Genomic DNA, 24,865 nt, shown 5'->3' on the forward strand with positions numbered 1-24,865 from the left:
TCCATATTAACTGCTCATTTAGAGATTATTTTATAAATAACGTACTCTATGTGTATAATAAATAAAGTAAAAAAAAAAGAGTACTAATTTAAGATTAATACTCTTTTCATGTGGGTAGTGATGGATTCGAACCACCGAAGCAAGAAGCAGCAGATTTACAGTCTGCCCCATTTGGCCACTCTGGAAACTACCCTGTAAGTGGGCGTTGACGGATTCGAACCGCCGACCCTCTGCTTGTAAGGCAGATGCTCTAAACCAACTGAGCTAAACGCCCAAAGCGTTGTTCCTCTAAAACGCTTGCAAAGGTAATAAAAAAAATATACACGCCAAAGTTTTTATATATAAAAAATAGACTTCTTGAAAAAACAGCAAAGTTTTAAGCAAAGATAGTTATATAGCATGATAGGAAGAATGGTAATAGAATAAAATAAATTGTAAATTGTGCAATTTGTTTTATTTAGAAAAATATTCTGAACTTTTTTCTTTGTTTGATATATGAATGTACATCACGTACACTATTAGTGTAGCGTATATACACCATAAGTGTACATCACGTACAGTAGTAGTGTATGTGATGTACACTTATTAATAGAATTATTTTAATAAGATGAAAACTAATGTAATTAGAATATTATGTATAAACGTATTAACTGAGATTAAGATAATCCTGAAGTTTATTTTATATTGTTGTTTCTTGTGGATTTGTCTTTTCTCGTTCGTTTTCCCATACCTTATATAGTTTTATAAGATTGTTAAGTCCTAAAGCTTTCATATCGGTATTATATATAACATCTAAACATAGGTCGAGTAAATCATTATTATTACCTTGCTCTGTTTCTAAGAGACTACGAACGTTTAGTTTAAGACGGTTTAGAGTATCTTCATCTACTATGCCTGTTGAGCCTATTAAGTCTTTAAAAAGAGCATACTTTTCTATTACTTCAAGGTGAGTATCTTTTATTATGATACTTCTTGTTCCACTTAAATTTGCCTGAATTTTATGCATAACTTTGTTTTATTAGTTAAGGTAAATATTTTATAATATATTTTTTTTACGTAATTAGATTTATTATAATAACAGGTATGTTAAGACTTCTTTCATTATCTGATTTCTAATAGTAGTATCTTTTATACAGTCTAAAGGAAAAGCCATAATAAAGGTACGGTAATCATTTCCTTTATAAGCTACAGCAGCATAATTACCATCTGCGTACATCATAAAAGGTTTAGACTGATTATTAGCTGGCATAATATTGTCAGGATTATAAGCTCCATAGTGATAGGCATTAATAGTACGATATATGTCAAACTTTTTCCCAAAGCCATTTATCAAAGAAGAGCTATTATTAAGGTTGCTACCTGCAAATGTTATTTTCAGATTATGAGATAACCAACTTTTTTCTTCTTCAGTTTTCATATCTGACGAAATGTAAGCACCATTTACAAAAATTCTGCCATTATGTTGTAGATAATTACTTATTTGGTGTTGCATTTCTGGAGTAAAGGTTTTATAATATAATAGACTGTACCCATCATCTTTTTCAAGACCAAGTGCAAAATCTATAGCATCATAGTTAATAAGGCGTACTCTATCTTTTTCTACAGCTTTTTTTGAGCAGCTCACAATATTATATTTACCTACATAAGCTATTGCTTCTGCATGTGTGCGAACATAGTCGAAATCATTGCCAGCAATAATATTACCCACTAACTCTTCTCCGCCAAATCCTAAGGCATTTGTTCCTTCTTGACCTAAATGTTTAGTGTTAAAAACAGTTTGCTGCCCACTCCAGCCTATAGTTTTACCATAAGTAATGCCTGGACCACTCTTTATATCAAACCCCTGTGCATCTATAGAGTCGATAACAGCAGGCGATGATAAGCGATTGAAGCCATTTATGATAAGTATTGTTTTGTCGGCATTAGGATTATAGTAGGTAGATAACACTTCTGTAGGAAAACTTTCCCCTCCACTATTACAAGCAGTTATACGAAAATGATAAATCTTATAAGGTTGTAATTCTACATCATAATAAGTATTTTTTATATTAATACCATTGTTAAAATCTCCTTTACCAACTGCCGTATATATATTATAAGAGGTTGGGGTAGAGGTAGGTTCACAAGGGTCTTTAACAATGTTCCACTGTAATCGTACTTTCTTCTTGTTGATAAATTTTATGCGAAATAAGGAGGGGGTAAGTGGTTGTACAGTGTAAGATGTATTATGCATCATAGCCTCATACCGTAGTATAGTCTTATAAATAGATCGAGCTATGATAAATTTAAAATTAGGATCTTGTCCTAATCTCATATCATTAAAGTTTTGATGTGATAACGTTTCAAGGATCATTGATGGCACTTTAGGTAAACGTGTTTCGCTATAATTGCGATCGTATATGTAACGTGTATTCCAATTGATATGTAACGTCTGGTCTATATCCTTCTTTATGTTATATATCATCTCTTCTGCAAGTGTTTTTGATACGCTGCGAGCCAGATTCTTACCTATACACTTATCGCCTTCTTGTGTTGTACATATTCCTAAAGAGCCTACATAGTTACCTTTAGGAGCAGTACCGGCATCGCTATGAATAGCTAAAGACAAATCGATAGGTACTTTTTCTCCTTCACCAGGTATATAAGATGATCCAGCAGCTAACCAGTTAGTCATTAGAGATCGTACATTTATATCATCTTTATAATCGTTCTTTCCATTACTTTTGCTAACAATTTCCCATGGTGCACCTGCCCATTGTGCATAATAGCGAGCTCCTTCTAAACATCTTGGTAAACCGCTTGTCTTACCTTCACGCTCTATATTACCCATGCCTCCACCAAAGCGTACAGCGTCAGCTGTAACTATGCCATGATGTGAACTATGATTTGTAAGTACTACAGAATTGAGCATACTACTGCCTGCATCAAAATTAAAAGTGCCTAAGTAGACCCACGTGCCTCCTCCCATTTTTTGATTTACTTTGAAGTGAGTTTCTTCTCCTTTATGGAACACTATATATTCGGCATCATCTATACTTTTTTTGTGTGTTTGATAGCTTACATAAACAGCATATTGTCCTGCTTCTTTAAAAGTGGGCTGATATACAATAGAACTTAATTTGCTATTGCGCTTGCGAGCTTTTGCCTTTCTGGCTGTGCCAGCTTTAAAAGGATTTTCGCCATCTTGATAATTACCTTCATGAAAAGCGAAGCCACATTTAGAACAATCTTCCCATTTTTTTTTACCATTAATCTCATGATAACCTCCTTCTGGACTATCATTATCAACAATTACTTCATTTATTTGCCAATCGCGCTCACGAGGTGTAAATACTACAGCTCCTGCATTTTGAAGCATTGGTAAGAGATATGGTACAACTATAGTAGGTGTGAACAAATCCTCTGTAGTAGAAAAAAGTATAGGGCGTTGCCATCTCCATTTGCTTTTTTCAATATCGTAATATCTTCCGTGCGAAGCCCATACAGCAATATGCCTGTTAGCTAAGCCATTAGATATAATATTAGGTTTAGATATATTTTCTACCCATGGAGCACCTTTATATTCGTATTTCCCCCAAATAGTGTCATTTTGAGCTTTCGAAAAAATACTTATTAAGGTAATAAACAAGGAAAACAGAAGTTTTTTATTCATATACTAAATGTCTCCAACTGTAAATTTTTCGGGATTTTTGCCTTTGAAATTTTTAAAGTATTGTTTTATTTCTTTCATTTGTTCGTCAATATTCCCATTAGGTATGATCATCTTATTGCAATAAATTGTTTTTGATTGGTAATCTAAAGCATATAAAATAATAGGAATATTAGCTTTAAGAGCAATATAATAGAATCCTTTTTTCCACTCTGCATTTATAGAGCGCGTTCCCTCGGGCGTGATACATAATTGGAAATTAGGCGTATGGCTGGCTAAAGAAGCAAGTTGATCTGTCATGCTGCAATGCTTGTTACGCCATACAGGAATACCTCCCATTTTCTTAAAGATTATTCCTAAGGGACCAACAAACCATTCTTTTTTCATTAAGAAATTGCTTTTTAAGCCTTCAGAGCAAGCAAATAGTTTACCAATAATAAAATCCCAGTTGCTTGTATGTGGAGCTAAGCATATAATACACTTCTTTGGCTGTGGAATGCTAACTAACTTCTTCCAACCTAATAGTTTATATAATATAAATCGCGATAACATTAATAAAGCTAAGTATTTTAATAAAGATTGTTTATGTGATCTATAATTTCGTTAGTTTCTTTATTTAGTTTTTCTTTTAAATCTTTGAAATATAATTTTACAGGCATACCAGGTTCTATATGAGATATGCGGCGAATATAGTTATCACGAATAGTAACTATAGAAGATAATAAAGCATTTATTTCTTCGGAATTGCTGTTAGTACCATAAAGTGAAGCTGCCATACATTCAGCAAACAAATCACTTGTTATGTAGTTAATAATACGTTTTAAATCTCTTTTATTACTCATGATTTTACCCTTTCTTTATAAAAAACTATGCCAAAGATAAGCAAAAATTACAATAAAGTGCATAATTTGCAAGAAAAAACCTCTTAATTTTATTTTTTAGTAGTTCTTAAAATAATTTTAAAAGCAAATAATGAAAAGTAATATTATGAAATAATATTTGTAAAAAATCTGCTTTGTCTTTAATAATCACAGAAAAAACAGTACTTTTGCACAAGAAAGAAATTTTTAAAATCCAAATTTAAAATAAATCATTTATGGAAATTAGTGCATTGCAAAAGGAAAGAGCAAACTATCAGCCAAAGTTACCAATTGCTTTACAAGGTGCAGTAAAAGTAAAAGAAGGAGCTTTAACACAAAGTGTAGACAATCAGGAAGACATTAAGAAATTGTTTCCTAACACTTATGGTATGCCCCTTGTAGAGTTTGAACCAGCTACAGAATTTAATAATGCCAAAATGAATGTAGGCGTAATATTATCTGGTGGTCAGGCTCCTGGTGGTCATAATGTCATATCAGGTCTTTTTGATGAGATTAAAAAGCTAAATCCAGAAAATCGTCTTTTTGGTTTTTTAATGGGTCCTGGAGGCTTAGTAGACCATAAATACCTGGAAATAACAGCAGAAAACCTGCAAGCATATCGTAATACAGGTGGTTTTGATATGATAGGTTCTGGGCGTACTAAGCTAGAAAAGGAAGAGCAATTTGAGAAAGGATTGGAGATTATCCGTAAGTTAGATATAAAAGCTATAGTAATAATAGGTGGTGATGACTCTAACACTAATGCTTGTGTTCTTGCAGAATATTATGCAGCAAAGAAATATGGAGTACAAGTAATTGGTTGTCCTAAAACAATTGATGGCGATTTGAAAAATGATCAGATCGAAACTTCTTTTGGGTTTGACACAGCTACAAAGACTTATTCAGAGCTAATTGGTAATATTGAGCGTGATTGTAATTCTGCACGTAAATATTGGCATTTTATAAAATTAATGGGACGTTCTGCATCGCATATTGCGTTGGAGTGTGCGTTACAGACACAACCTAACATCTGTCTTATTTCAGAGGAGGTTGAAGCTAAGGACATGTCTTTAAATGCTATAGTAGAAGATATAGCAAAAACTGTAGCTTATCGTGCTAATCAGGGGAATAACTTTGGAGTAGTACTTATCCCAGAGGGCTTGATAGAGTTTATACCTTCTATAGGGCGTTTGATACAAGAATTAAATGACTTACTTGCTGCACACGGAGATGAATACTTAAATCTTGATAAGGTAGCACAGCGTGAATATATCTTAGCACACTTATCATCTGAAAATAAGTCTACATTTGAAACTTTACCAGAAGGTGTTGCACGCCAGTTATCATTGGATCGTGATCCTCATGGAAATGTACAAGTTTCATTGATAGAAACGGAAAAATTGATATCAGAAATGGTAGGAGTAAAGCTTGAACAGTGGAAAAAAGAAGGTAAATATAATGGTAAGTTCTCTCCACTTCACCATTTCTTTGGTTATGAAGGTCGTTGCGCTGCTCCTTCTAATTTTGATGCAGATTATTGTTATGCATTAGGTTCTTCTGCCGCACAACTTATTGCTAATGGTAAAACTGGCTATATGGCTATAGTTAAGAATACTATTGCGGGAACAGATAAGTGGCTTGCAGGAGGTGTGCCTATAACAATGATGATGAATATGGAGAAACGTAATGGTGAGATGAAACCCGTAATACGCAAAGCTCTTGTAGAGCTTAATGGAGCTCCTTTCAAAGCTTTTGTAGCACAACGTGAAAAATGGGCTAAAGAAACTTGTTATGTTTACCCTGGTCCTATACAGTATTGGGGTGCTTCGTCTGTTTGTGATATAACAACAAAGACTTTATTTCTTGAGCAAAATAAGTAATAAGCATATATAATTAAAGAAGAATAGGGTAAAAGGGTAGCTTGTTTATTCTATTCTTCTTTTTTTATTTTAGTGATTTTACGTTTACATGTTTTAGCAGGAAAAAAGATCAAATAGAAACATATATAATTAAAATCATATAATGGCAAAAGAAGCATCTTTTTTTTTTCGCCGATTAAAGTATTTTCTAAAATCTCGTTCTTTATTAGAGAAATGGTGTTTTGGAATAATAATATGTGTGCTTTACTGTACCTTTATATATGTTTACATAGTATCTCCTACAGGATTTCGTTGGCGAGCTATATATGGCGAGCCTAATTACCCTAAAGGATATAATATACATGGTATTGATATTAGTAGGTATCAGGGTAATATTAATTGGAATCGTTTACATAATGCTCTTATAGATACATATCCTGTTCGTTTTATCTTTATAAAATCAACAGAGGGTGATAGCTATATGGATCCTAATTTTAGATCTAATTTTTTTGAAGCAAAAGAAAATGGTTTTTTGCGTGGAGTATATCATTATTGGAGTAATAATGTTCAGCCTCGTAGGCAGGCTTATTTTTTCTTAGCAATGGTAAAACTTCTACCTGGTGATTTCCCTCCCATATTAGATGTTGAAAATAAGCCTAAAGATATGACAATACAAGATTTTCAGCAAAACATTCTAACATGGTTACATATAGTAGAAGATAGATATCATGTAAAACCTATTTTATATACTTATTATAAGTTTAAACAACAATACCTTAGTGATCAGCGTTTTGATGATTACCCTTATTGGATAGCTCATTATTATGTTAGTCAAATGGAGTATAAAGGAGAATGGAAAATATGGCAGCATACTGATGCTGGCAGGTTACCAGGTATAAAAGGATATGTGGATTTAGATATTTATAATGGAAGTTATTATGATATGCAACAAATGTTAATACCTGAGTATTCTTCTACAGATTCTTCTGAAATATCAGACAGCACCAATTATCCTTAACACTGCGTTCTGTTTCGACAAGTCTTAAGCTGTTAGCTTTTTCCTTTAAAAGGTTAGCATCATCTTCATAGAAACCACTTAATATAACCTTACCTCCACATTTTAAGATATTAGAAAAAGCACTTAAATCTTCTATTAAAATATTACGATTGATATTAGCGAGAACTAAATCGAACAAACCATCTATTTTTGAAAGTATTTTTTTATCTCCCTTATGTACATTTATTTTTACATCATTTATCTCAGCATTATGTATAGCATTTTTCACACTCCACTCATCAATATCATATCCAAAAACTTCTGTCGCTCCACATTTTGCACTAATTATTCCCAATATTCCTGTTCCGCAGCCACAATCAAGCACACGCTTATCTTTTAAATTTAGGTCAATAAGTTTTTCTACAATCATTTGTGTTGTTTCGTGATTACCTGTTCCAAATGCTTGCTTAGCATCTATATAAATATTAATAGGAAAATTTCCTTTAACTTGTCCTTTTTGTGGAGGATTTGTAGTATTAAAGCAAGAAATAATGCATTTATTTTTTATTACAATTGGTTCGAAACCATTATTTTCCCATACTTCATTCCAATCTTTGTCTTCAACATCTTTTACATCAATGGTTATGTTTGTTTCTTCTAAGGGGAAAATAGATAGAGCTTTCTTTAGTCTGTCTTCATCATAATATTCCTTCTGACAATAGCCTATCAATAAGTTACTCTCATCAGTAAAAGATTCAAAACCACAGTCCCCAGCAATAGCTGTAACTAAATCACGAGTAGTCTGATTATCAGGATATATTGTAAAAATAGCTTGAATGTATTTCATTGTTTGTTAATTATATACTGCAAATATATAAAAAATAGGTAGAAACATATCATAGATTGAGAAAAATAAGTATATTTGCATAAGTTTAAAACAGATTATTGCTATATAAAACAACAACAAATCAAACAAGATATTTATAAAAATAGTACTAACAGAATAAAAATAAGGAGGGAATAAGATGAGAAAGAATATAATTATCTTAGCAATTATGAGCTTTATGCCTATATTTGCTGTGGCTCAAGATGATATGTATATTTATAAACAGAAAGATGTAGATAAATATAATAAATCTATAAAAGAATATTCAGCTTATTATAGTGGTATTGATAAAAGCAATGAAGATTATAATCGTCATGGCAAATTAAGAAAAACTTTCAAGGTCATAGGTCAAGACTCTTTGGGTAATGATATTATCCAATATATAAGAAATGGGAGAACAGGTAGAAGTGTAGTAGTAGATACACTATATGGCGATTATATGCGCAATTTTAATTATGATAATGATGATTTTGCTTATAGTCGTCGTATGAGCCGTTTTGATGATTATTATGGTAGCTATTATGATCCATGGTTAGATATAGATTATTATGATCCTTTCTATTATGATGTTCGTTGGAGATATAATAGTCCTTTCCGTCGTGGTTGGTATGATCCTTGGTATAACACTTATTATACGCGTTGGTATAACTCACCTTATATTTATGATGGCTGGTATGACCCTTATTATGGTTATTATAGATGGGGTGGAGTATATCCTTACTATGGCTATGGCAGTGGATACTATTATGGCATTCCTTATTATAGTGGTTTCTATACTTATAAAGGTCATACAGGTACTGCTAATCATTGGGGAGGTAGAAGGAGTTATAATCAAACTATTCGTAATTATGATAATAGCAATGTTCGTACCTTTAGTAATGGACAACGTTCGTTTGGTGATAGGTATAGAACATTCAATGAGAATTTTGGAGAAAATCGTAGAAACTTTGAAAGCTCACGTCCAAACTATTCATTTCCTTCTTCGCAACCTCAGGGTGGAACTTTTAACGGAGGAAGTTTTGGAGGCTCAGGTAATGGCAGCTTTAATAGAGGAAATAACTTTGGTGGCCATCGATAAAGGCTATCATATAGTGTAAATAACTTTTTATTAATAGCATTTTATTATTCAATAAGGAAATGTTATATTTTATGTGGAAAATATTTGTTAAATTGTAAATTGAGAGCAGTATGAAAAAAAAATATTATTTATTTGCTGTAACTTTATTGGCAGCAATGTCTATGAAAGCACAAGAAACTTATCAAAACGCCAAGCTTATAACTCAAGACCTTAATGGAACTGCTCGCTATGTTGGTATGGGTGGCGCTCTTGAGGCTCTTGGCGCAGATATTTCTACCATAAGTAGTAATCCTGCTGGTATAGGTGTTTTTCGTAGTAGCAAAATAAGTATGAGCACAGGTTTTATAGTACAAGAAAACTATAAAGGTTTTGATAATAATAAGAATGTTCATGCCAGCTTTGACCAGATAGGAGGGGTATTCTCTATCCGAACAGGTGGAAGATCTTTCCTTAATTTTGGTTTTAATTATCATAAAGGGCGTAATTTTAATTATGTATTAAATGCTGCTAACGAGCTTAAAGAAGCTTCGCTTAACAAACAGTCTTTTGCCAAAGGAATGTTAGGTAGTGAAGATGAAGGGGGCTTTTCTGTAGGTGCAAGCAACAATGGGGCTTATAATGGATATATAAATGGCAATTCTGATAAACAAGCATTAACTTTTGATCAGCTTGACTACTTAAATTACAATACTATAATAACCGATAAAACTGATGGTAAGTTTTATGACTATAGAGGGAAGTCATTCGACTTTTATCGTGATAATGTAGGTTATACGAGCAATTATGATTTTAATATTAGTGGGAACATTAACGATCGCCTATATTGGGGTATAACATTAGGGGTAAAAGGTGTTCATTATAAAGGGTATAATGAATATAAGGAAGAGCTTATTGATGGGAATAGTAATATTTCTTATAATAATAATAAGGCAATAACTGGCTCTGGGTTTGATGCAAGTGCTGGTATTATAGTACGTCCTATAGATGAATCTCCTTTCCGTGTAGGAGCATATATAAAGACACCTACTCGGTATGATCTAACTGTGGATAACTATACTGGGGTAAATACTAATAATTCGAATGCAGTAAATAAAACTTATTCTATTAATAATTCTTATTCTTTTAAGTTATTCAGCCCATGGAAGTTTGGTGTATCTCTTGGGCATACCATTGGTAACTATATGGCTCTTGGTGCTACTTACGAATATGAGGATTATTCAACTATAGATACTCGTATTAATAATGGAGGGTATTACGACTGGTATTATAATGAATTTGTAGAAACTTCTGTTCCTGATGGTAAAATGAATAATCATACTAAACGCACTCTTAAAGGTGTAAGCACCTTAAAGTTTGGTGCAGAATTTAGACCTACAGGAATTCTTGCTATACGTTTAGGTTATAATTATTTGACATCTGCATATAGAAACAATGGGCAGAAAGATCCTACATTAGCATCTTTGGGCAATAGTTATTCTTCTGAAGCAGACTTTACTAATTGGAAGGATATTAATCGTTTCACTTTTGGCTTAGGCTTTAAAATAAAGAAATTTAATATAGATCTTGCTTATCAATATAGTATGCAAAAAGGAAACTTTTATCCTTTTTCTAATATAGAAAAATCTAATGTTATTGCACCAACAGAAGTAGCTAATAATCGTAGCCAGCTATTATTAACTTTGAGTTATCATTTATAAGATAAATTGCATAATTACAAGATTACAACATATTTAGACATCTCAAATAAAATAAGCAGATTTCTATTATAGTTGTTTTCTTGTTTTTATATGTAAGGTTACATAATAAAGCTGATGCTTTTGTGTGCTATAAAGATAAGAGATAAATTATATTTCCTTGTAAGCAAGATAATATCTAAACACAGATAATTTTATAGTAAGTATTTAGATATGATACACATATCTTTCAGAATAATGCTTACGCTTTATAAAAAAGTTAGTGCTTATTATTATAGTAGCTTTTATTATCTAAAAAATGTGTAACTTTACTCTTATAACATATAAGGTAAATAAATAACAGTTATGTCGAAGAATGTAAAAAAAATAGGGTTAATAGCAATTATTTTGGGCTTACTTTGTTTTATTGTCCATATATTGCTTAATTATCATGGTAATAGTTTTCTATTTGTAGGAATAACTCTTATATTTGTTGGTACATTTTCTTATGTAAAAGGGTGGAAAGGTTAGTTGGAACTATTATATATAATAGTTTCATAAAAAGAAAATATTATATTAAAACCTGATAAAACTTACATAAGAATCTGTTTATATATTTTATTACTCTCTTATATTTCAGACTGTTTATTATTATTTTTTATTTCAGTCTTTATTTTAAGTTCTTCTAATTTCCTTTTATGAAGTTGCTCTATAAGTATATCTAAGCTATTAATAAGTTCCTCAATATCATTGGTTTGAAATTTATCTGAAGATAATTTATCTATCATGCAATGAGGAATATTTTTAGCTTTCTCCTCAAGCTCCTTACCTTTTTTCGTTAGAAAGATAAAAGTCTCTCTTCCATCTTTTTTCCCTTTTCTGCGATTTACAAATCCTTCTTCTTTCATTCTTTTAAGTAATGGTGTCATTGTATTAGAATCGAGTTCTAACCGATGCGATATCTCCATGACTTTTTGACAGTCTTTTTCCCATAACACCATCATAACAAGATATTGTGGATAGGTAAGTCCTATTTCATCTAATAAAGAATAGTATGCTTGAGTAATTAGACGACTTGCAGTATATAGTCTGAAACAGAGTTGGTTTTTTAATTTAAGAAGTTCGTATGCCATTATATTTGTTTTATTATTATTTAAATATAGATAAAAAATATGAGTAATTGCTGTTAGAGAACATATATCATTTGATTAATATACATTGATGTTTTATTTTATTTTTCTCAATATAAAAGTTTCTAAAGTAACATCACTCTTTTGTTGTAATCATGCTGGCTTGACTACTTTTAATATAATCTTACTGTATGTCATACCTAAATATGAAACAGTGATAAATATAGTTTTAACTTTTATAGTAAATGAAAATTTATCTCATATCTACTATTTCTGCCTTTGGATATAATTTTTTATTAAATTTAAAAATAGCATCATTGAGTTTCTTTGTTTTAATACGTATTATTTTAATAATAGTCCATTTTCCTCCTTTACGCATTTTTACTTGTTTTAGCTGATTTGACATACTTAAAGTTATATATGCTTCAGACACGCTACGCTTCTTATTTTGAGTTACCATATGTATTACTTTTTGGTTACCTGTTATAGTCATAGATAGCATATAACCATTTTTATATATACTGATAAAGCTATACGGATTTATTGATAATCGTTGAGCTTCTGTAGGATTAAAGACGCTTACCTCGTTTGTTGATTTTGTGTAAGTCCATTGTGTTTTACCATCAAACCATACTGAAACTAATGGCGTTATAGCCATAAACTTGTTACCTTTTATAGCTAAATTGCCAGATGTACCTCCTCCTATATCTGATTTTGACATAGAAAAGTACACTTGTAAACCTTCTTTATTATTTATGATGGCAGTGGCCTTATCTAAGCATATCTTTGCTTGTTTAGAATTTTGTGAATATAGCTCACTACTAAACATTAATATAACTAAAAGAAAAAAGCATTTTATAATTTTCATTGTAGTTTTTATTAAAAAGTTTGATATTGTTTTTATATAATATATTATTTTATTTAATTTAATAAGTTAATGATGACGTAACGTTGTCAGTAATGCTTCTAAAGAATTTTCATCACTTATAAGAACTTCTCGTGGTTTAGAGCCTTGTGCAGCTCCCACTATGCCAGCACTTTCCAATTGATCCATTAAGCGTCCTGCTCTATTATATCCTATAGAGAAGCGGCGCTGTATCATACTGGTAGAACCTTGCTGGGTTACAACTATAGTACGTGCAGCATCTTCAAAAAGAGGATCAACATTATTTGTATCCAATCCTTCTGTATTACTATTATCATCTTCTGATATAGGTTCAGGTATTTCGAGAGGGTGTATAGGACCAGGCTGATTAGCTATAAATTTGTTGACTTTATCTACTTCTATTGTATCAACAAAAGCACATTGTACACGAACAGGTTCCCCACCATTAAGATAGAGCATATCTCCTCTACCTACTAATTGTTGAGCACCTGGACGATCAAGAATAGTACGCGAGTCGATCATTGAACCTACTCGGAAAGCTATTCGTCCAGGAAAATTAGCTTTAATATTACCTGTTATAATTGTTGCTGTAGGACGTTGAGTTGCTATAATCATATGAATACCAACGGCACGAGCTAATTGTGCGATACGTGTAATAGGCATTTCTATCTCACGACCAGATGTTAATATAAGATCTCCAAACTCATCAATAATAACTACTATATATGGCATAAATTTATGCCCTTCTTCAGGATTTAGATGATGGTTTAAAAACTTATGATTATATTCCTTTAAGTTTCTAGCTCCTGCAGCTTTAAGCATATCATAGCGTTCATCCATAAGAACACAAAGACCTTTTAATGTTTTTACGACCTTTTTTACATCAGTAATAATAGGCTCGTCTTCATTGTCATCAATGGCAGCCATAAAAGATTTTGCGATAGGTGAATAAACACTAAATTCAACTTTCTTAGGATCAACAAGAACTATTTTTAACTCGTTTGGATGCTTCTTATATAACAATGAAGTTATAATAGCATTTAAGCCAACTGACTTTCCTTGTCCTGTAGCACCTGCTACTAAAAGATGAGGAATTTTTGCAAGATCTACCATGAAAACATCATTGGTAATAGTTCTTCCTAAAGCTATTGGCAGATCCATGTTCGACTCTTGAAATTTCTTAGAATTTAATATAGAGAACATTGAAACGATGCTTGGCTTAGCATTAGGCACTTCTATACCAATAGTTCCCTTACCTGGCATAGGTGCTATAATACGAATACCAATAGCAGCTAAGCTAAGTGCTATATCATCTTCTAAATTTTTAATTTTAGATATTCGTATACCTTGAGCTGGAGTAATTTCATATAATGTAATGGTTGGCCCTACTGTTGCACGTATGCTTCTAATCTGTACACCAAAATCATTTAAAACCTTAATAATCCTATTTTTATTTGCTTCTAACTCGTCTTTACCAACATAGTTTATATGCGTGTCAGAATCATATTCCTTAAGTAGATTTAGGGTAGGATATTTCCATTTAGTAAATGGCTCGCGAGGATTTATAGGAGTATCTATATCTGTAGAGTTTGCTACTATCGGGCTATTAGCTTTTTCTTCTGCTTTGGCAATTTTTACTTCTAATCCAATATCACCTCTTGCATTTTTTTTATTTATAGGTTTTTTGATTATACTTTCAGAAATATTTCCTTGAGCAGCTGTATTAGGTATAGTAAGCTCAACATACTCTTTTTTATTAGTATCAGTAGAGTCATTACAATATATTTCTTCATTAGAAAGAGGGGAGTCGTTTATAAGAGTTTCTTCCGTATTAGAAATAGTTCCCTTATCTTTGTTTACTACAGTAAATTTAACCTTATCACGTAAATAACCAATAGGATTAATAATCCTTCTTATAACAGTGATAGTTTCAGATGTAAGATAAGTAAGAAATGCTACTAAAACTATTACCAAAAGAACGATTAATCCGGGAGTTCCTACAAAATTTTCTATAAAGTGAACACTATAAGCTCCATGATCACCTCCTGGGTTAAATATCTGATTATTCATTAATGGCGTAAGAAATTTGGCAAAAGTAATAGATAACCAAATCATGCAAAGAGCCATACCTAAAAACCATTTCCAAAGATTTACGTTTTTATATGCTCCTATCATTTTTACGCCACATAAGGTTATAAATGCGGGTATAAAGAAAGCAGGTATACCAAAGCACCTTGATATGAAAAAGTAAGATATCATTGCGCCTAAGGATCCACAAATGTTTTGAAACTCTTGTCCTGTATTTTTTAGCTCTCCTGGACGAAGATCTGTTACAAGGCTTTGATCTGCCTGACCTGTAGAAAAATAGCTGAAGAATGCAAAACAAATATAAATGGCTAGTAAAACAAGCAACAATCCTATTATAAGCCCTGTTTTATCGTTAAAAATACTCTTTACCCCTAAAGCTTCTATAAAAGTCTTTGATGTACGTTCTGTCTTCTTTCTTACCATTCCATTTTCTATATTTTATCCTTGCAAAATTAATAATTTAGAGCCATATACATCTATGTTCTCGTAGTTTTTTTTTAAATTTGCACACAGAAAGCGTATAAAAATGAGATCTATAATTTATAGTAATTTTGATAAGAAAAAAATAAACAACCTTCCACGGGTTATATTTCCTGGTAAAATACAAGTTATAGAAACAGCTGATGCTGCTTCTGTCGCAGTAAACTATCTACTACAAAAAAAAGATTCTTGGTATTGATACCGAGACTCGTCCATCATTTAAAAAAGGTAGAAGTCATAAGGTTGCTTTGTTACAAGTATCTACTCATAAAGAATGCTTTCTTTTTCGATTGAATATTATAGGCATGACTAATAGCATTATTAGTTTGTTAGAAGATATTACTATTCCTAAGGTAGGCATATCTTTACATGATGATTTTCATATGCTACACAAAAGGATAAGTTTTAATCCTGGCTATTTTATTGATTTACAAGATTGTGTGAAAGATATTGGAATAAATGATTTAAGTTTGCAAAAGATATATGCTAACATATTTGGGAAAAAGATAGTAAAGCGTGAACAATTAACCAATTGGGAGAATATCGAGCTAACTGATAAGCAAAAACAATATGCATCAATAGATGCATGGGCTTGCATTAATCTTTATGAAAGAATAAAAGAGCTAAAGCAAACAGGTGATTACAATCTTATAAAAAATGATATAATATGTTCTGACTTACAAAAAGAAAAGTTAGAAGATAAAAAATAATAAGAGCAAACTAAAAATAAGTATGTATAAAAAGGTTTACTTAAAAAAAGGTAAGGAGGATAGTCTTCTTCGCTTCCATCCTTGGATTTTTTCAGGAGCTATAAAAACGATGGAAGAAGAAATAAAAGAAGGAGAGGTAGTTTGCGTGTTAAATAATCAAGGCAAATTCATAGCTATAGGACATTATCAGGTAGGATCCATAGCTATACGTGTTCTGTCTTTCGAAGAAGTCTACATTGATGAATCTTTTTATGAAAATAGATTATTTTCGGCTTTTGAAGCACGCAAGGCTATAGGAGTAATAAATAAAACTACCCCAAAAAGCATATCAAAAAATAATAATACTACTTTTCGTCTTGTCCACGGCGAAGGGGATAATCTTCCTGGATTAATCATTGACATATATGGTAATACAGCAGTTATGCAAGCTCACTCTGTAGGAATGCATGTAGATCGCCATCTTATTACTAATGCTTTAATTAACATTATGGGAGATAACCTAAATAGTGTTTACTATAAAAGTGAAACAACTCTACCTTACAAGGCTAATTTGGGTCAGGAAGATGGATTTATTTATGGTTATACAGATAATAATATAGCAATAGAAAATGGATTACTTTTTCATATTGATTGGATAAAAGGACAGAAAACTGGCTTTTTTATAGATCAGCGTGAGAATCGCAAGTTATTAGAATTTTATTCTAAAGATCGTAGCGTCTTAAACATGTTCTGTTATACAGGTGGGTTTTCGGTGTATGCGATGAGAGGAGGGGCAAAGGAAGTACACTCTGTTGATAGTTCAGCTAAGGCTATAGAGTTAACTAATAAAAATATAGAACTAAATTTCCCTAAAGATAAGCGTCATGCTGCCTTTTGTGAAGATGCCTTCAAATATTTAGATGAACATGACGATAAGTATGATTTAATTATATTAGACCCACCAGCTTTTGCTAAACATAGAAATGCTTTAAAAAATGCTTTGCGTGGTTATACCCGTTTAAATCTAAAAGGATTTGAAAAAATAAAAAAGAAAGGTATACTTTTTACTTTTAGCTGTTCTCAAGCAGTAACTAAAGATTATTTCCGTCAAGCTGTTTTTACTGCAGCTGCACAAGCAGGGCGTAAGGTGCGTATTCTACATCAGCTTCATCAGCCAGCTGACCATCCTATCAATATATATCATCCAGAAGGAGAATATCTTAAAGGATTAGTATTATATGTTGAATAAAGTTAAGAAATTTATAGCCAAATATCAGCTATTAAATAAAGAAAAATGTTATTTGGTAGCTCTTTCAGGAGGAGCTGATAGTGTATCTCTATTACTGATATTACACCAATTAGGTTATAAAATAAATGCTGTTCATTGTAATTTCAAACTTCGTGGTGAGGAAAGCTATCGTGACGAACAGTTTTGTATTGATTTATGTAATAGACATGATATCCCACTAAAGCGCATTCATTTCGATACAACAGAATATGCTTCTCTTAGAAAAATAAGTATTGAGATGGCTGCGCGTGAACTTCGTTATACTTATTTCGAACAATTACGAAAGAGTATTAATGCAGAAGGCGTCTGTGTTGGACATCATCAAGAAGATTCTGTAGAAACTATTTTGCTTAATCTTACTCGTGGAACGGGTATACATGGGTTAACAGGAATAGCACCTCGTAACGGAAATGTAATAAGACCGTTACTTAGCTGTACACGTAAAGATATAGAAACATTTATCATTGGCGAAGGTGAACACTATGTTACTGATAGTAGTAATCTTGTATCTAATGTAGTACGTAATAAATTACGTCTTCTGGTGATACCGTTATTAAAAGAAATTAATCCTTCTGTACAAGCATCTATTGCACAAACAGCACAATATCTCTCAGAAGCTGGAACGGTAGCCGATGATGCTCTTTTGCGTTATTTTGATAAGTTTGGCATCTCACACAGCAAACTTTACACATATGGCTCTTTGTCCATACCTTTAAAAGTGATTACTGAATTCCCATCAAAAAAATATTTTTTATTTGAACTACTTTCGCCATTAGGTTTCAACTCTGAGCAAATAAGCTCTATTTCCGATTTTAAGAAGAATATGGTAGGAAATCTTTGGCAAAGTGAAAAATATGAAATAACTTTAGATTCTTTTTCTCTTATTGTACGTAAAAAAGAATTACATGCAGATATAAATAAGCTATTACCGGAAACAGGATTATATATAATTGATAAAAATCGCTCTATACAAATTACATATATAGATAATAAAACCATAAAAAAAACAGATCTTAGTAAAGAGCCTTGTACTGTATATATAGATGCTGATAACATAACTTTCCCCCTTGTTTTGCGAAATATAACACAAGGAGATAGGTTTATGCCTTTTGGAATGGATAAATCAAAATTGATTAGTGACTATCTTACTAATATGAAAAGAAATCGTTTTGAGAAATCTGATCAACTTCTACTTACCGATACCACTGGAAAACCACTTTGGTTAGTAGGTCTACGTACAGACAATAGAGTAAGATATACTAATATATCAACCAAAGTTTTAAGAATAAAGTACTTAGAAAAAACGCATGAAACAACATAAAACACAGTATATTATCTAAGGCATCTTGTTTTTCTTTAAAACACTTATTCTTTTAGATTAGAGCTGTTATATAAATAAGCCAATATTATTTATTAAAATAATATTGGTAATAGCTATCATGAGGATATGGCGGGGAAGGAATACTATCTTTTAAATGTAATGAATAAATACGTACAGCTTCCTTATAGTAGCGAGGTAAAACACTTTTTGAAGGATAATACTGTGGGAGATAGCGGATAAATTGAGAGAGATTACGGTCTAATAAAAAACCCATTAGCTGATAATTAGCAGACAATCGTGTGTTTTTTAATATTATACTATCTGGCTGTAAATAAGAATGCACATAAAGAGGACGCATGACATGGCTACTACCCACTAAAGGGTAGCTAAACAAGTGGTTTGTAAGCTTATTGCTACGAGCAGCAGCATATATTGTAAGCATAGATATTACAGAGTCTGTATGTGATAAGGTCTTTACCACAGATAAAGCTTTAGTATATTGACGTTGGTCTATTAAATGTTCTATTTTTGCTCGTTTATGGAAATAAGGATCATTATTTGAAAAATAACCAACAAAAAAAAATAAAAGAAACAAAATAAATAGATTTCTCCACATACTTTGTGAAAACACCCCTATGTTGCGCTGTTGCAGTGCATACGGTTCGTAACGTTTAACAAAGAAAACTATAAAAATATATATAGGAAACAATATCAATAATATCCACCACCATTGACTAATAGCGAAATTATTATATTCTACATCTGATCGAATACTACTTATAAGAGATAGTAAAACGATAGGAGGGAAGTAAGTTAAAGCGAATACTCTGTTTGGTATTTTTACAAAAACATCAATACTATTTTGTAGCAGTTGTAGAATAACTGTTATTAAGATAGCACCTACTATTGGATTATAAAAAGTTTTACCATGCGAAGCAATATGCTGTGTTACCGTCATTACATCTACTTGATAAAAGAACAAGAAACAGAAACTAAATGAGCAAAAAAACACAGCACTAATAAAGCGCAATAACTTACTTTCCATTAATATATATTAATTATTTCTTTCTTAAAACTACTGCACTACGAGCAGGCAGATATAGTTTCACCCAACCTTTTTTATCTTTTTTATAAAGAGGATCTTCTATTGTAAAATGCTCTATGCTATCATCTGTTAATCCAAATCCTCCAAAATCCTTATTATCTGTGTTTAAAACAACATTGTAAGATCCTTCAGGAACTAAAAACCCATAATCTGTAAATGATTTATTAGGTGAAAAATTAAAAACAAATAGTAGCTCGCCACGCATAAAAGCAAGTATTTGATCTTCATCATTATGCCAGATTTCATTCACAGTGCTATCTATTAGCTTCTTTTCACTCTTAACAACTTCAAGCATTTTCTTATCAAAATCGCCTAAATATTTATAGTTAAGATCTTTATTATCTACTAAGCTCCATTGGCGTCGTGCATACTTATAGCTCCAATTATTTCCTTCGCGTGGGAAATCTATCCATTCTGGATGACCAAATTCATTGCCCATAAAGTTTAAATAGCCGCCATTTATAGCTGCTATTGTAGCTAAACGAATCATTTTATGTAAAGCTATACCGCGGTGTGCTACTTCGTTTTCATCTCCTATTTTAAAATGCCAATACATGTCAGCATCTATAAGACGGAAGATAATCGTTTTATCTCCAACTAAAGCCTGATCATGCGATTCGCAATAAGAGATAACCTTTTCATCTATACGTCTGTTTTTAATTTCCCAAAAGATAGATGAAGGTTTCCATTTTTCATCAGGTAATTCCTTTATAGTCTTTATCCAGTAATCGGGAATATTCATTGCCATACGATAATCAAACCCATAACCACCATCTTTTACTTTAGCTGCTAATCCAGGCATACCAGAGACCTCTTCTGCTATTGTTATTGCTTTTTTATTTACCTCATGAATAAGTAAGTTAGCAAGTGTTAGATAACAAATGGCATTATCATCTTGATGACCATTAAAATAGTTACTATAATTTGTAAAGGCCTCACCTAAGCCATGACTATAATAAAGCATAGAGGTAACGCCATCAAAGCGAAATCCATCGAAATGATACTCCTCTAACCAGTATTTACAGTTAGAAAGCAAGAAATGAATAACTTCGTTTTTACCATAATCAAAGCAAAGAGAATCCCAAGCTGGGTGTTCATGACGATCGCCTGTATAAAAGAACTGATTCGGATCACCAGCATAATTGCCTAAACCTTCTATCTCGTTTTTTACAGCATGCGAATGAACAATGTCCATTATAACAGCTATACCTTTTCTATGAGCCTCATCAATAAGCTGCTTCAATTCTTCAGGAGTTCCAAAGCGCGAACTTGGTGCAAAAAATGAGCTCACATGATAACCAAAACTGCCATAATAAGGATGTTCTTGTATAGCCATTATTTGGATTGCATTATAACCGTCTTCTACAATGCGTGGAAGAATATTTTCTCTAAACTCATTATACGAGCCTACACCTTCTTTTTCTTGCGCCATACCTATATGACATTCATAGATAAGTAGGGGTGAGGTTTTGGGTGTAAATACCTTTTTCTTCCATTTGTATGTAGTTTCAGGATCCCACACCTGCGCTGAAAAAATGTGTGTGTTCTCATCTTGCACTACACGTTGTGCCCATGCAGGAATACGTTCTCCTTCGCCACCGTCCCATTCTATAATGAGCTTATATAGCTGTCCATGTTTTAATGCTGTTAAAGGTAGCTTAAGTTCCCAGTTGTTAGTACCCTTAATACGTTTTACTTTATATTTAGATGATTTTTTCCAATTATTAAAATCACCAATAAGATAGATCGCTTTAGCATTTGGAGCCCAGTCCCGAAATATCCATTCTGAATCGGTTTTGTGCAAACCAAAGTACTTATAGCCACTGGCAAAGTCAGATAAAGAATTATTGGTAAATTTAGTTAACTCCTCTTTCTTATTTAAAATAAAGTTATGCCTATTAGAAATAATAGTCTCATACTCTTTCAAGAAAGGGTCATGCTCTACTATTCCTATGTGTTTTACTATATTTTTCTTCATAACTTTTGGTTTTGAAGTAGTAGTTTGGTTTGTTTGCTTTTCCATAAAATAGAAGTTTTAATGTTATTTATTTTGGTGTCTTACTCCGTTATTATAAGTACCTGTTGCTTTTATTTGTCCGTTTTTATCATATTCTATAAAATCGCCATTACGCTTATTGTTTTTATAAATACCTCTAAAAACAGAACCATCAGCATAGCTAACAGATACGTTACCATTAAGCATACCATCGGAAAAAGATCCTTCATATATATCTTGATTATGCTTAATTAGCTTGCCTTTACCATTTTGCTTATCGTTTTTCCATTCTCCTGTATAAATATCACCGTTATGCCATTTCATCATACCTGAACCACTTTTTTCTCCATCTACAAAATGGCCATAATATTCATCACCATTCCTATAACGTAACAGACCTGTTCCAGTACGCTGCCCATTAACATAATCGCCTTGGTAAACATCACGGTTGCGAAAATGATAAGTACCTCTACCGTTTTGTAGATCTTTTGACCATCCTCCTGAATAATCATCACCATTAGAATAAATAAAGATACCACGACCTTCTTTTACATTGTTTACCCAATTGCCTGTATAAGAAGACTTGTCTCTCCAGACAAACTGTCCATGACCATTTTTCATGTCATTTTCCCATGAGCCATCATAATATGATCCATCTGCAAATATATATTTTCCTTCACCACATCTTTTGCCATTTTTCCAGCTACCTACATATTTATCTTTATTATAATAATACATAGTACCGATGCCATGTTGTTGATTTTTAAACCATAATCCTTCGTAAATATTACCATTAGAATAAGTATACCTACCATAGCCTAATTGCTGATCTTGAAACCAGTTACCCTCATATTTCTCTCCATTAGGTTTAGTAAGTGTGCCAATACCCTCACGTACACCTTTAGCATATACTCCCTCATAAATACTTCCATCTGGATAAATTGTTTTACCCTTTCCCCATGGCTTACCACGAAACATCTCTCCATGAAACTTAGCATTATTTTTAAAAGTATAATTTCCAATAACTATGCCTTGGGAAAAAGTAAGAATAGGAAAAAGTAATAAAAGTAAAAAAATATATTTATGCTTCATCTTGTGATTGGCTATTTATAATAGAATGAAGGAATATCATTTAATTGCAAAGATAATTATATTGATTGATATAAACAAATATATAAATCTTTTTTAATCTTATGAGTTTTAACTTTAAAGATAAACAATATTATAAGTATCTATTAAATAAATTATTATAAACTGTTTAAAAGATCAACTTTACCCTCGCTAATTATCTTTAGAATTAACTCCCCAAAAAGTGTATTTTGCCAAGCAAACCATGGTCGTGTAAAATTGTTTGCATCATTCATATAAAACGATTCATGTATAAAACCAGTATTAGCATCGGTATTCATAAGCATAATAATACATCGTTTTATTTCTTCATCACTTGTCGAAGTAAAAGCTCGCATCATAATAGATATTGGCCAAATCATATCATTCCCTATGTGCGGACTGCCAATGCCTTCACCAGCTTTGCCATGATGAAAGAAAGGATTGTCTTCACTTAATATGAAGCGACGGGTATTTTGATAGATAGGATCCTTAATATCTACATCTCCAAGATAAGGCATTGATAGCAAACTTGGGACATTAGCATCGTCCATGAGAAGATGATTTCCAAACCCATCTACCTCAAAGGCATATATCTTACCATATTTGGGATGATTATAAATAGCATATTTTTTTAGTGCGTTACTAACCTCAGTGGCTAAGTTAATACATTCAGAAGCTATAGTTGAATTTTTATTTACTTTAGAAAGAATTTCTGTAGCTTTTTTTAATGAAGATACAGCCATAAAGTTAGAAGGGATAAGAAACTGAAACGTAGTAGCATCATCTGATGGGCGAAAAGCCGAAGCTATAAGCCCGACAGGCTTTACGGGCGACCCCCATCCGGCGTTACTTAATGTGTCGTATGCACGATCGGTAACACGTAGAAAAGAATAGGACCCTCTTCCGTTTTTTTTCTGTTGCTCATGAAAAACCATGAGTATGTTATCAATAGCTTTTAGCCATTCTTTATCAAAAATACTTGCATCGCCAGTTATTTTCCAATATTCATATGCTAAACGAATAGGGTAGCAAAGAGAGTCTATTTCATATTTACGCTCGTGCAGCTCGGGTTTCATTATTGTACCATCGCTCATCCACTTGCCTTTAGGATCAGGTGTTTTGTTAAAACCATTAGCATAAGGGTCTATATTAATACATTTAAACTGGCGAAGAATGAGCCCTTTTATCATATCCTTTATTCGTTTATCTTTATTTGCAAATTGTAGATAAGGCCATACTTGTGCACTGGAGTCTCGTAACCACATAGCAGGTATATCTCCTGTATATACAAAAGTATCAGGATTGCCATTAATGTCAGTTGTAAAATGAACAGTAGTATCTAAAGTGTTAGGAAAGCAATTTTCAAACATCCATGCTAATTTTCTATTCTTTAGCATTTTTAATATACGTCTTATTTCCTTATCTACAACGTCCGATTTAAAAAGCCTATCAGCTTCTTTTGGACGTTGACAAACATAAGTAATAGCATCTTTTACGCAAGTATTTACAAGTATTTTATCTTTATTGATAGATATATTATTAGCCATGATGTTAGGGCAAGTAACACTAAAAACAGCTGTTATAAGAAATGATATTTTCATTGATATGCTTTAGTTATATTAATATATAGATTATATGCAAATGTACATAAATTCTTCAAATTATAAGTTAGATATGAACAAAAAAGACAATAATTTGCAAACTGTTAGCATTTCTTTCTTTGTGTATATATTGAAAAAGAGTAAAATGTTTATATTTTATTGCGGAATA

The 24,865-nt window shown here is 32.0% G+C and carries 18 protein-coding genes, 2 tRNA genes and 1 pseudogene; 7 read left to right on the forward strand and 14 right to left on the reverse strand.

The features are described from left to right. Nucleotides 1–111: 111 nt before the first annotated feature. The 6 genes from HMPREF9018_RS03195 to HMPREF9018_RS03220 form a co-directional block, all read right to left on the reverse strand. Nucleotides 112–193, reverse strand: a tRNA-Tyr gene (locus HMPREF9018_RS03195). 6 nt (nucleotides 194–199) lie between these two features. Beyond that, nucleotides 200–274: transfer RNA gene (locus HMPREF9018_RS03200), tRNA-Val, on the reverse strand. 405 nt (nucleotides 275–679) lie between these two features. Further along, nucleotides 680–1,006: a hypothetical protein gene (locus tag HMPREF9018_RS03205; RefSeq protein ID WP_008448112.1), complete on the reverse strand. Its 327-nt coding sequence runs from the start codon at nucleotides 1,004–1,006 to the stop codon at nucleotides 680–682. 63 nt (nucleotides 1,007–1,069) lie between these two features. After that, complete coding sequence (locus HMPREF9018_RS03210; protein ID WP_008448119.1) at nucleotides 1,070–3,652, reverse strand: golvesin C-terminal-like domain-containing protein; 2,583 nt, start codon at nucleotides 3,650–3,652, stop codon at nucleotides 1,070–1,072. Between the two features lie 3 nt (nucleotides 3,653–3,655). Then, nucleotides 3,656–4,201, reverse strand: coding sequence for a 1-acyl-sn-glycerol-3-phosphate acyltransferase (locus HMPREF9018_RS03215; protein ID WP_008448186.1), 546 nt, complete (start codon nucleotides 4,199–4,201; stop codon nucleotides 3,656–3,658). A gap of 17 nt (nucleotides 4,202–4,218) precedes the next feature. Next, on the reverse strand, nucleotides 4,219–4,491 hold the full coding sequence (locus HMPREF9018_RS03220; RefSeq protein WP_008448126.1) for a hypothetical protein: 273 nt from the start codon (nucleotides 4,489–4,491) through the stop codon (nucleotides 4,219–4,221). Between the two features lie 254 nt (nucleotides 4,492–4,745). Here HMPREF9018_RS03220 and HMPREF9018_RS03225 point away from each other — a divergent pair, with 254 nt between their 5' ends. Both HMPREF9018_RS03225 and HMPREF9018_RS03230 read left to right on the forward strand, forming a co-directional pair. Continuing rightward, the gene (locus tag HMPREF9018_RS03225; protein WP_008448175.1) at nucleotides 4,746–6,389 is read left to right on the forward strand and encodes a diphosphate--fructose-6-phosphate 1-phosphotransferase; all 1,644 of its coding nucleotides are present in this window, start codon (nucleotides 4,746–4,748) and stop codon (nucleotides 6,387–6,389) included. Nucleotides 6,390–6,531: 142 nt separating this feature from the next. Then, a complete protein-coding gene (locus HMPREF9018_RS03230; protein WP_008448107.1) occupies nucleotides 6,532–7,386 on the forward strand; it encodes a GH25 family lysozyme in 855 nt (284 codons plus the stop codon). On the opposite strand, the gene prmA is transcribed toward HMPREF9018_RS03230, so the two are convergent. Continuing rightward, on the reverse strand, nucleotides 7,343–8,212 hold the full coding sequence (gene prmA / locus HMPREF9018_RS03235; RefSeq protein WP_008448108.1) for a 50S ribosomal protein L11 methyltransferase: 870 nt from the start codon (nucleotides 8,210–8,212) through the stop codon (nucleotides 7,343–7,345). The two genes, HMPREF9018_RS03230 and prmA, sit on opposite strands and share 44 nt — an antisense overlap. 178 nt (nucleotides 8,213–8,390) lie before the next feature. Between prmA and HMPREF9018_RS03240 the strand changes: the two genes are divergently transcribed. Together HMPREF9018_RS03240 and HMPREF9018_RS03245 are read left to right on the forward strand one after the other, a co-directional pair. Then, the gene (locus HMPREF9018_RS03240; protein WP_008448156.1) at nucleotides 8,391–9,329 is read left to right on the forward strand and encodes a hypothetical protein; all 939 of its coding nucleotides are present in this window, start codon (nucleotides 8,391–8,393) and stop codon (nucleotides 9,327–9,329) included. A gap of 110 nt (nucleotides 9,330–9,439) precedes the next feature. Then, nucleotides 9,440–11,026, forward strand: a complete 1,587-nt coding sequence (locus HMPREF9018_RS03245) for a hemin receptor (RefSeq protein WP_008448131.1) — start codon at nucleotides 9,440–9,442, stop codon at nucleotides 11,024–11,026. 605 nt (nucleotides 11,027–11,631) lie between these two features. Here the strand turns inward: HMPREF9018_RS03245 and HMPREF9018_RS03250 are convergent. The 3 genes from HMPREF9018_RS03250 to HMPREF9018_RS03260 form a co-directional block, all read right to left on the reverse strand. Beyond that, a complete protein-coding gene (locus HMPREF9018_RS03250) occupies nucleotides 11,632–12,135 on the reverse strand; it encodes a MarR family winged helix-turn-helix transcriptional regulator (protein ID WP_008448153.1) in 504 nt (167 codons plus the stop codon). Between the two features lie 250 nt (nucleotides 12,136–12,385). Further along, nucleotides 12,386–13,000, reverse strand: coding sequence for an outer membrane lipoprotein periplasmic chaperone LolA1 (locus tag HMPREF9018_RS03255; protein WP_008448160.1), 615 nt, complete (start codon nucleotides 12,998–13,000; stop codon nucleotides 12,386–12,388). Nucleotides 13,001–13,066: 66 nt separating this feature from the next. Then, nucleotides 13,067–15,529: an FtsK/SpoIIIE family DNA translocase gene (locus tag HMPREF9018_RS03260; RefSeq protein WP_008448147.1), complete on the reverse strand. Its 2,463-nt coding sequence runs from the start codon at nucleotides 15,527–15,529 to the stop codon at nucleotides 13,067–13,069. Between the two features lie 103 nt (nucleotides 15,530–15,632). On the opposite strand from HMPREF9018_RS03260, the pseudogene HMPREF9018_RS03265 reads away from it, so the two are divergent. From HMPREF9018_RS03265 to tilS, 3 genes and pseudogenes are all read left to right on the forward strand, one after another. Next, a pseudogene (locus tag HMPREF9018_RS03265) lies at nucleotides 15,633–16,296 on the forward strand (3'-5' exonuclease). A 22-nt stretch (nucleotides 16,297–16,318) separates the two neighbouring features. After that, nucleotides 16,319–17,524, forward strand: a complete 1,206-nt coding sequence (locus HMPREF9018_RS03270; protein ID WP_008448181.1) for a class I SAM-dependent rRNA methyltransferase — start codon at nucleotides 16,319–16,321, stop codon at nucleotides 17,522–17,524. Beyond that, a complete protein-coding gene (gene tilS, locus HMPREF9018_RS03275) occupies nucleotides 17,514–18,884 on the forward strand; it encodes a tRNA lysidine(34) synthetase TilS (RefSeq protein WP_008448141.1) in 1,371 nt (456 codons plus the stop codon). Before HMPREF9018_RS03270 ends, tilS begins: the two co-directional genes overlap by 11 nt. Before the next feature lie 85 nt (nucleotides 18,885–18,969). Here the strand turns inward: tilS and HMPREF9018_RS03280 are convergent, their stop codons facing one another. The 4 genes from HMPREF9018_RS03280 to HMPREF9018_RS03295 all read right to left on the reverse strand — a co-directional run bounded on the left by HMPREF9018_RS03280 (nucleotide 18,970) and on the right by HMPREF9018_RS03295 (nucleotide 24,696). Next, on the reverse strand, nucleotides 18,970–19,929 hold the full coding sequence (locus tag HMPREF9018_RS03280; protein ID WP_039864208.1) for a hypothetical protein: 960 nt from the start codon (nucleotides 19,927–19,929) through the stop codon (nucleotides 18,970–18,972). A 13-nt stretch (nucleotides 19,930–19,942) separates the two neighbouring features. Further along, complete coding sequence (locus HMPREF9018_RS03285; RefSeq protein ID WP_008448117.1) at nucleotides 19,943–22,012, reverse strand: alpha amylase C-terminal domain-containing protein; 2,070 nt, start codon at nucleotides 22,010–22,012, stop codon at nucleotides 19,943–19,945. 18 nt (nucleotides 22,013–22,030) lie between these two features. Continuing rightward, on the reverse strand, nucleotides 22,031–23,077 hold the full coding sequence (locus tag HMPREF9018_RS03290; RefSeq protein ID WP_008448164.1) for a phosphatidylinositol-4-phosphate 5-kinase: 1,047 nt from the start codon (nucleotides 23,075–23,077) through the stop codon (nucleotides 22,031–22,033). Between the two features lie 155 nt (nucleotides 23,078–23,232). Further along, nucleotides 23,233–24,696: a glycoside hydrolase family 125 protein gene (locus tag HMPREF9018_RS03295; RefSeq protein ID WP_008448138.1), complete on the reverse strand. Its 1,464-nt coding sequence runs from the start codon at nucleotides 24,694–24,696 to the stop codon at nucleotides 23,233–23,235. Nucleotides 24,697–24,865: the final 169 nt, after the last annotated feature.

It is taken from the genome of Prevotella amnii CRIS 21A-A (assembly GCF_000177355.1).
GTDB classification, from domain to species: Bacteria; Bacteroidota; Bacteroidia; order Bacteroidales; family Bacteroidaceae; genus Prevotella; species Prevotella amnii.

Excerpts from the sequence above, each read along its gene's own strand:
- HMPREF9018_RS03205 (WP_008448112.1), bottom strand. The coding sequence starts at position 1,006 with ATGCATAAAATTCAGGCAAATTTAAGTGGAACAAGAAGTATCATAATA.
- HMPREF9018_RS03210 (WP_008448119.1), bottom strand. The coding sequence starts at position 3,652 with ATGAATAAAAAACTTCTGTTTTCCTTGTTTATTACCTTAATAAGTATT.
- HMPREF9018_RS03215 (WP_008448186.1), bottom strand. The coding sequence starts at position 4,201 with ATGTTATCGCGATTTATATTATATAAACTATTAGGTTGGAAGAAGTTA.
- HMPREF9018_RS03220 (WP_008448126.1), bottom strand. The coding sequence starts at position 4,491 with ATGAGTAATAAAAGAGATTTAAAACGTATTATTAACTACATAACAAGT.
- HMPREF9018_RS03225 (WP_008448175.1), top strand. The coding sequence starts at position 4,746 with ATGGAAATTAGTGCATTGCAAAAGGAAAGAGCAAACTATCAGCCAAAG.
- HMPREF9018_RS03230 (WP_008448107.1), top strand. The coding sequence starts at position 6,532 with ATGGCAAAAGAAGCATCTTTTTTTTTTCGCCGATTAAAGTATTTTCTA.
- prmA (WP_008448108.1), bottom strand. The coding sequence starts at position 8,212 with ATGAAATACATTCAAGCTATTTTTACAATATATCCTGATAATCAGACT.
- HMPREF9018_RS03240 (WP_008448156.1), top strand. The coding sequence starts at position 8,391 with ATGAGAAAGAATATAATTATCTTAGCAATTATGAGCTTTATGCCTATA.
- HMPREF9018_RS03245 (WP_008448131.1), top strand. The coding sequence starts at position 9,440 with ATGAAAAAAAAATATTATTTATTTGCTGTAACTTTATTGGCAGCAATG.
- HMPREF9018_RS03250 (WP_008448153.1), bottom strand. The coding sequence starts at position 12,135 with ATGGCATACGAACTTCTTAAATTAAAAAACCAACTCTGTTTCAGACTA.
- HMPREF9018_RS03255 (WP_008448160.1), bottom strand. The coding sequence starts at position 13,000 with ATGAAAATTATAAAATGCTTTTTTCTTTTAGTTATATTAATGTTTAGT.
- HMPREF9018_RS03260 (WP_008448147.1), bottom strand. The coding sequence starts at position 15,529 with ATGGTAAGAAAGAAGACAGAACGTACATCAAAGACTTTTATAGAAGCT.
- HMPREF9018_RS03270 (WP_008448181.1), top strand. The coding sequence starts at position 16,319 with ATGTATAAAAAGGTTTACTTAAAAAAAGGTAAGGAGGATAGTCTTCTT.
- tilS (WP_008448141.1), top strand. The coding sequence starts at position 17,514 with ATGTTGAATAAAGTTAAGAAATTTATAGCCAAATATCAGCTATTAAAT.
- HMPREF9018_RS03280 (WP_039864208.1), bottom strand. The coding sequence starts at position 19,929 with ATGGAAAGTAAGTTATTGCGCTTTATTAGTGCTGTGTTTTTTTGCTCA.
- HMPREF9018_RS03285 (WP_008448117.1), bottom strand. The coding sequence starts at position 22,012 with ATGGAAAAGCAAACAAACCAAACTACTACTTCAAAACCAAAAGTTATG.
- HMPREF9018_RS03290 (WP_008448164.1), bottom strand. The coding sequence starts at position 23,077 with ATGAAGCATAAATATATTTTTTTACTTTTATTACTTTTTCCTATTCTT.
- HMPREF9018_RS03295 (WP_008448138.1), bottom strand. The coding sequence starts at position 24,696 with ATGAAAATATCATTTCTTATAACAGCTGTTTTTAGTGTTACTTGCCCT.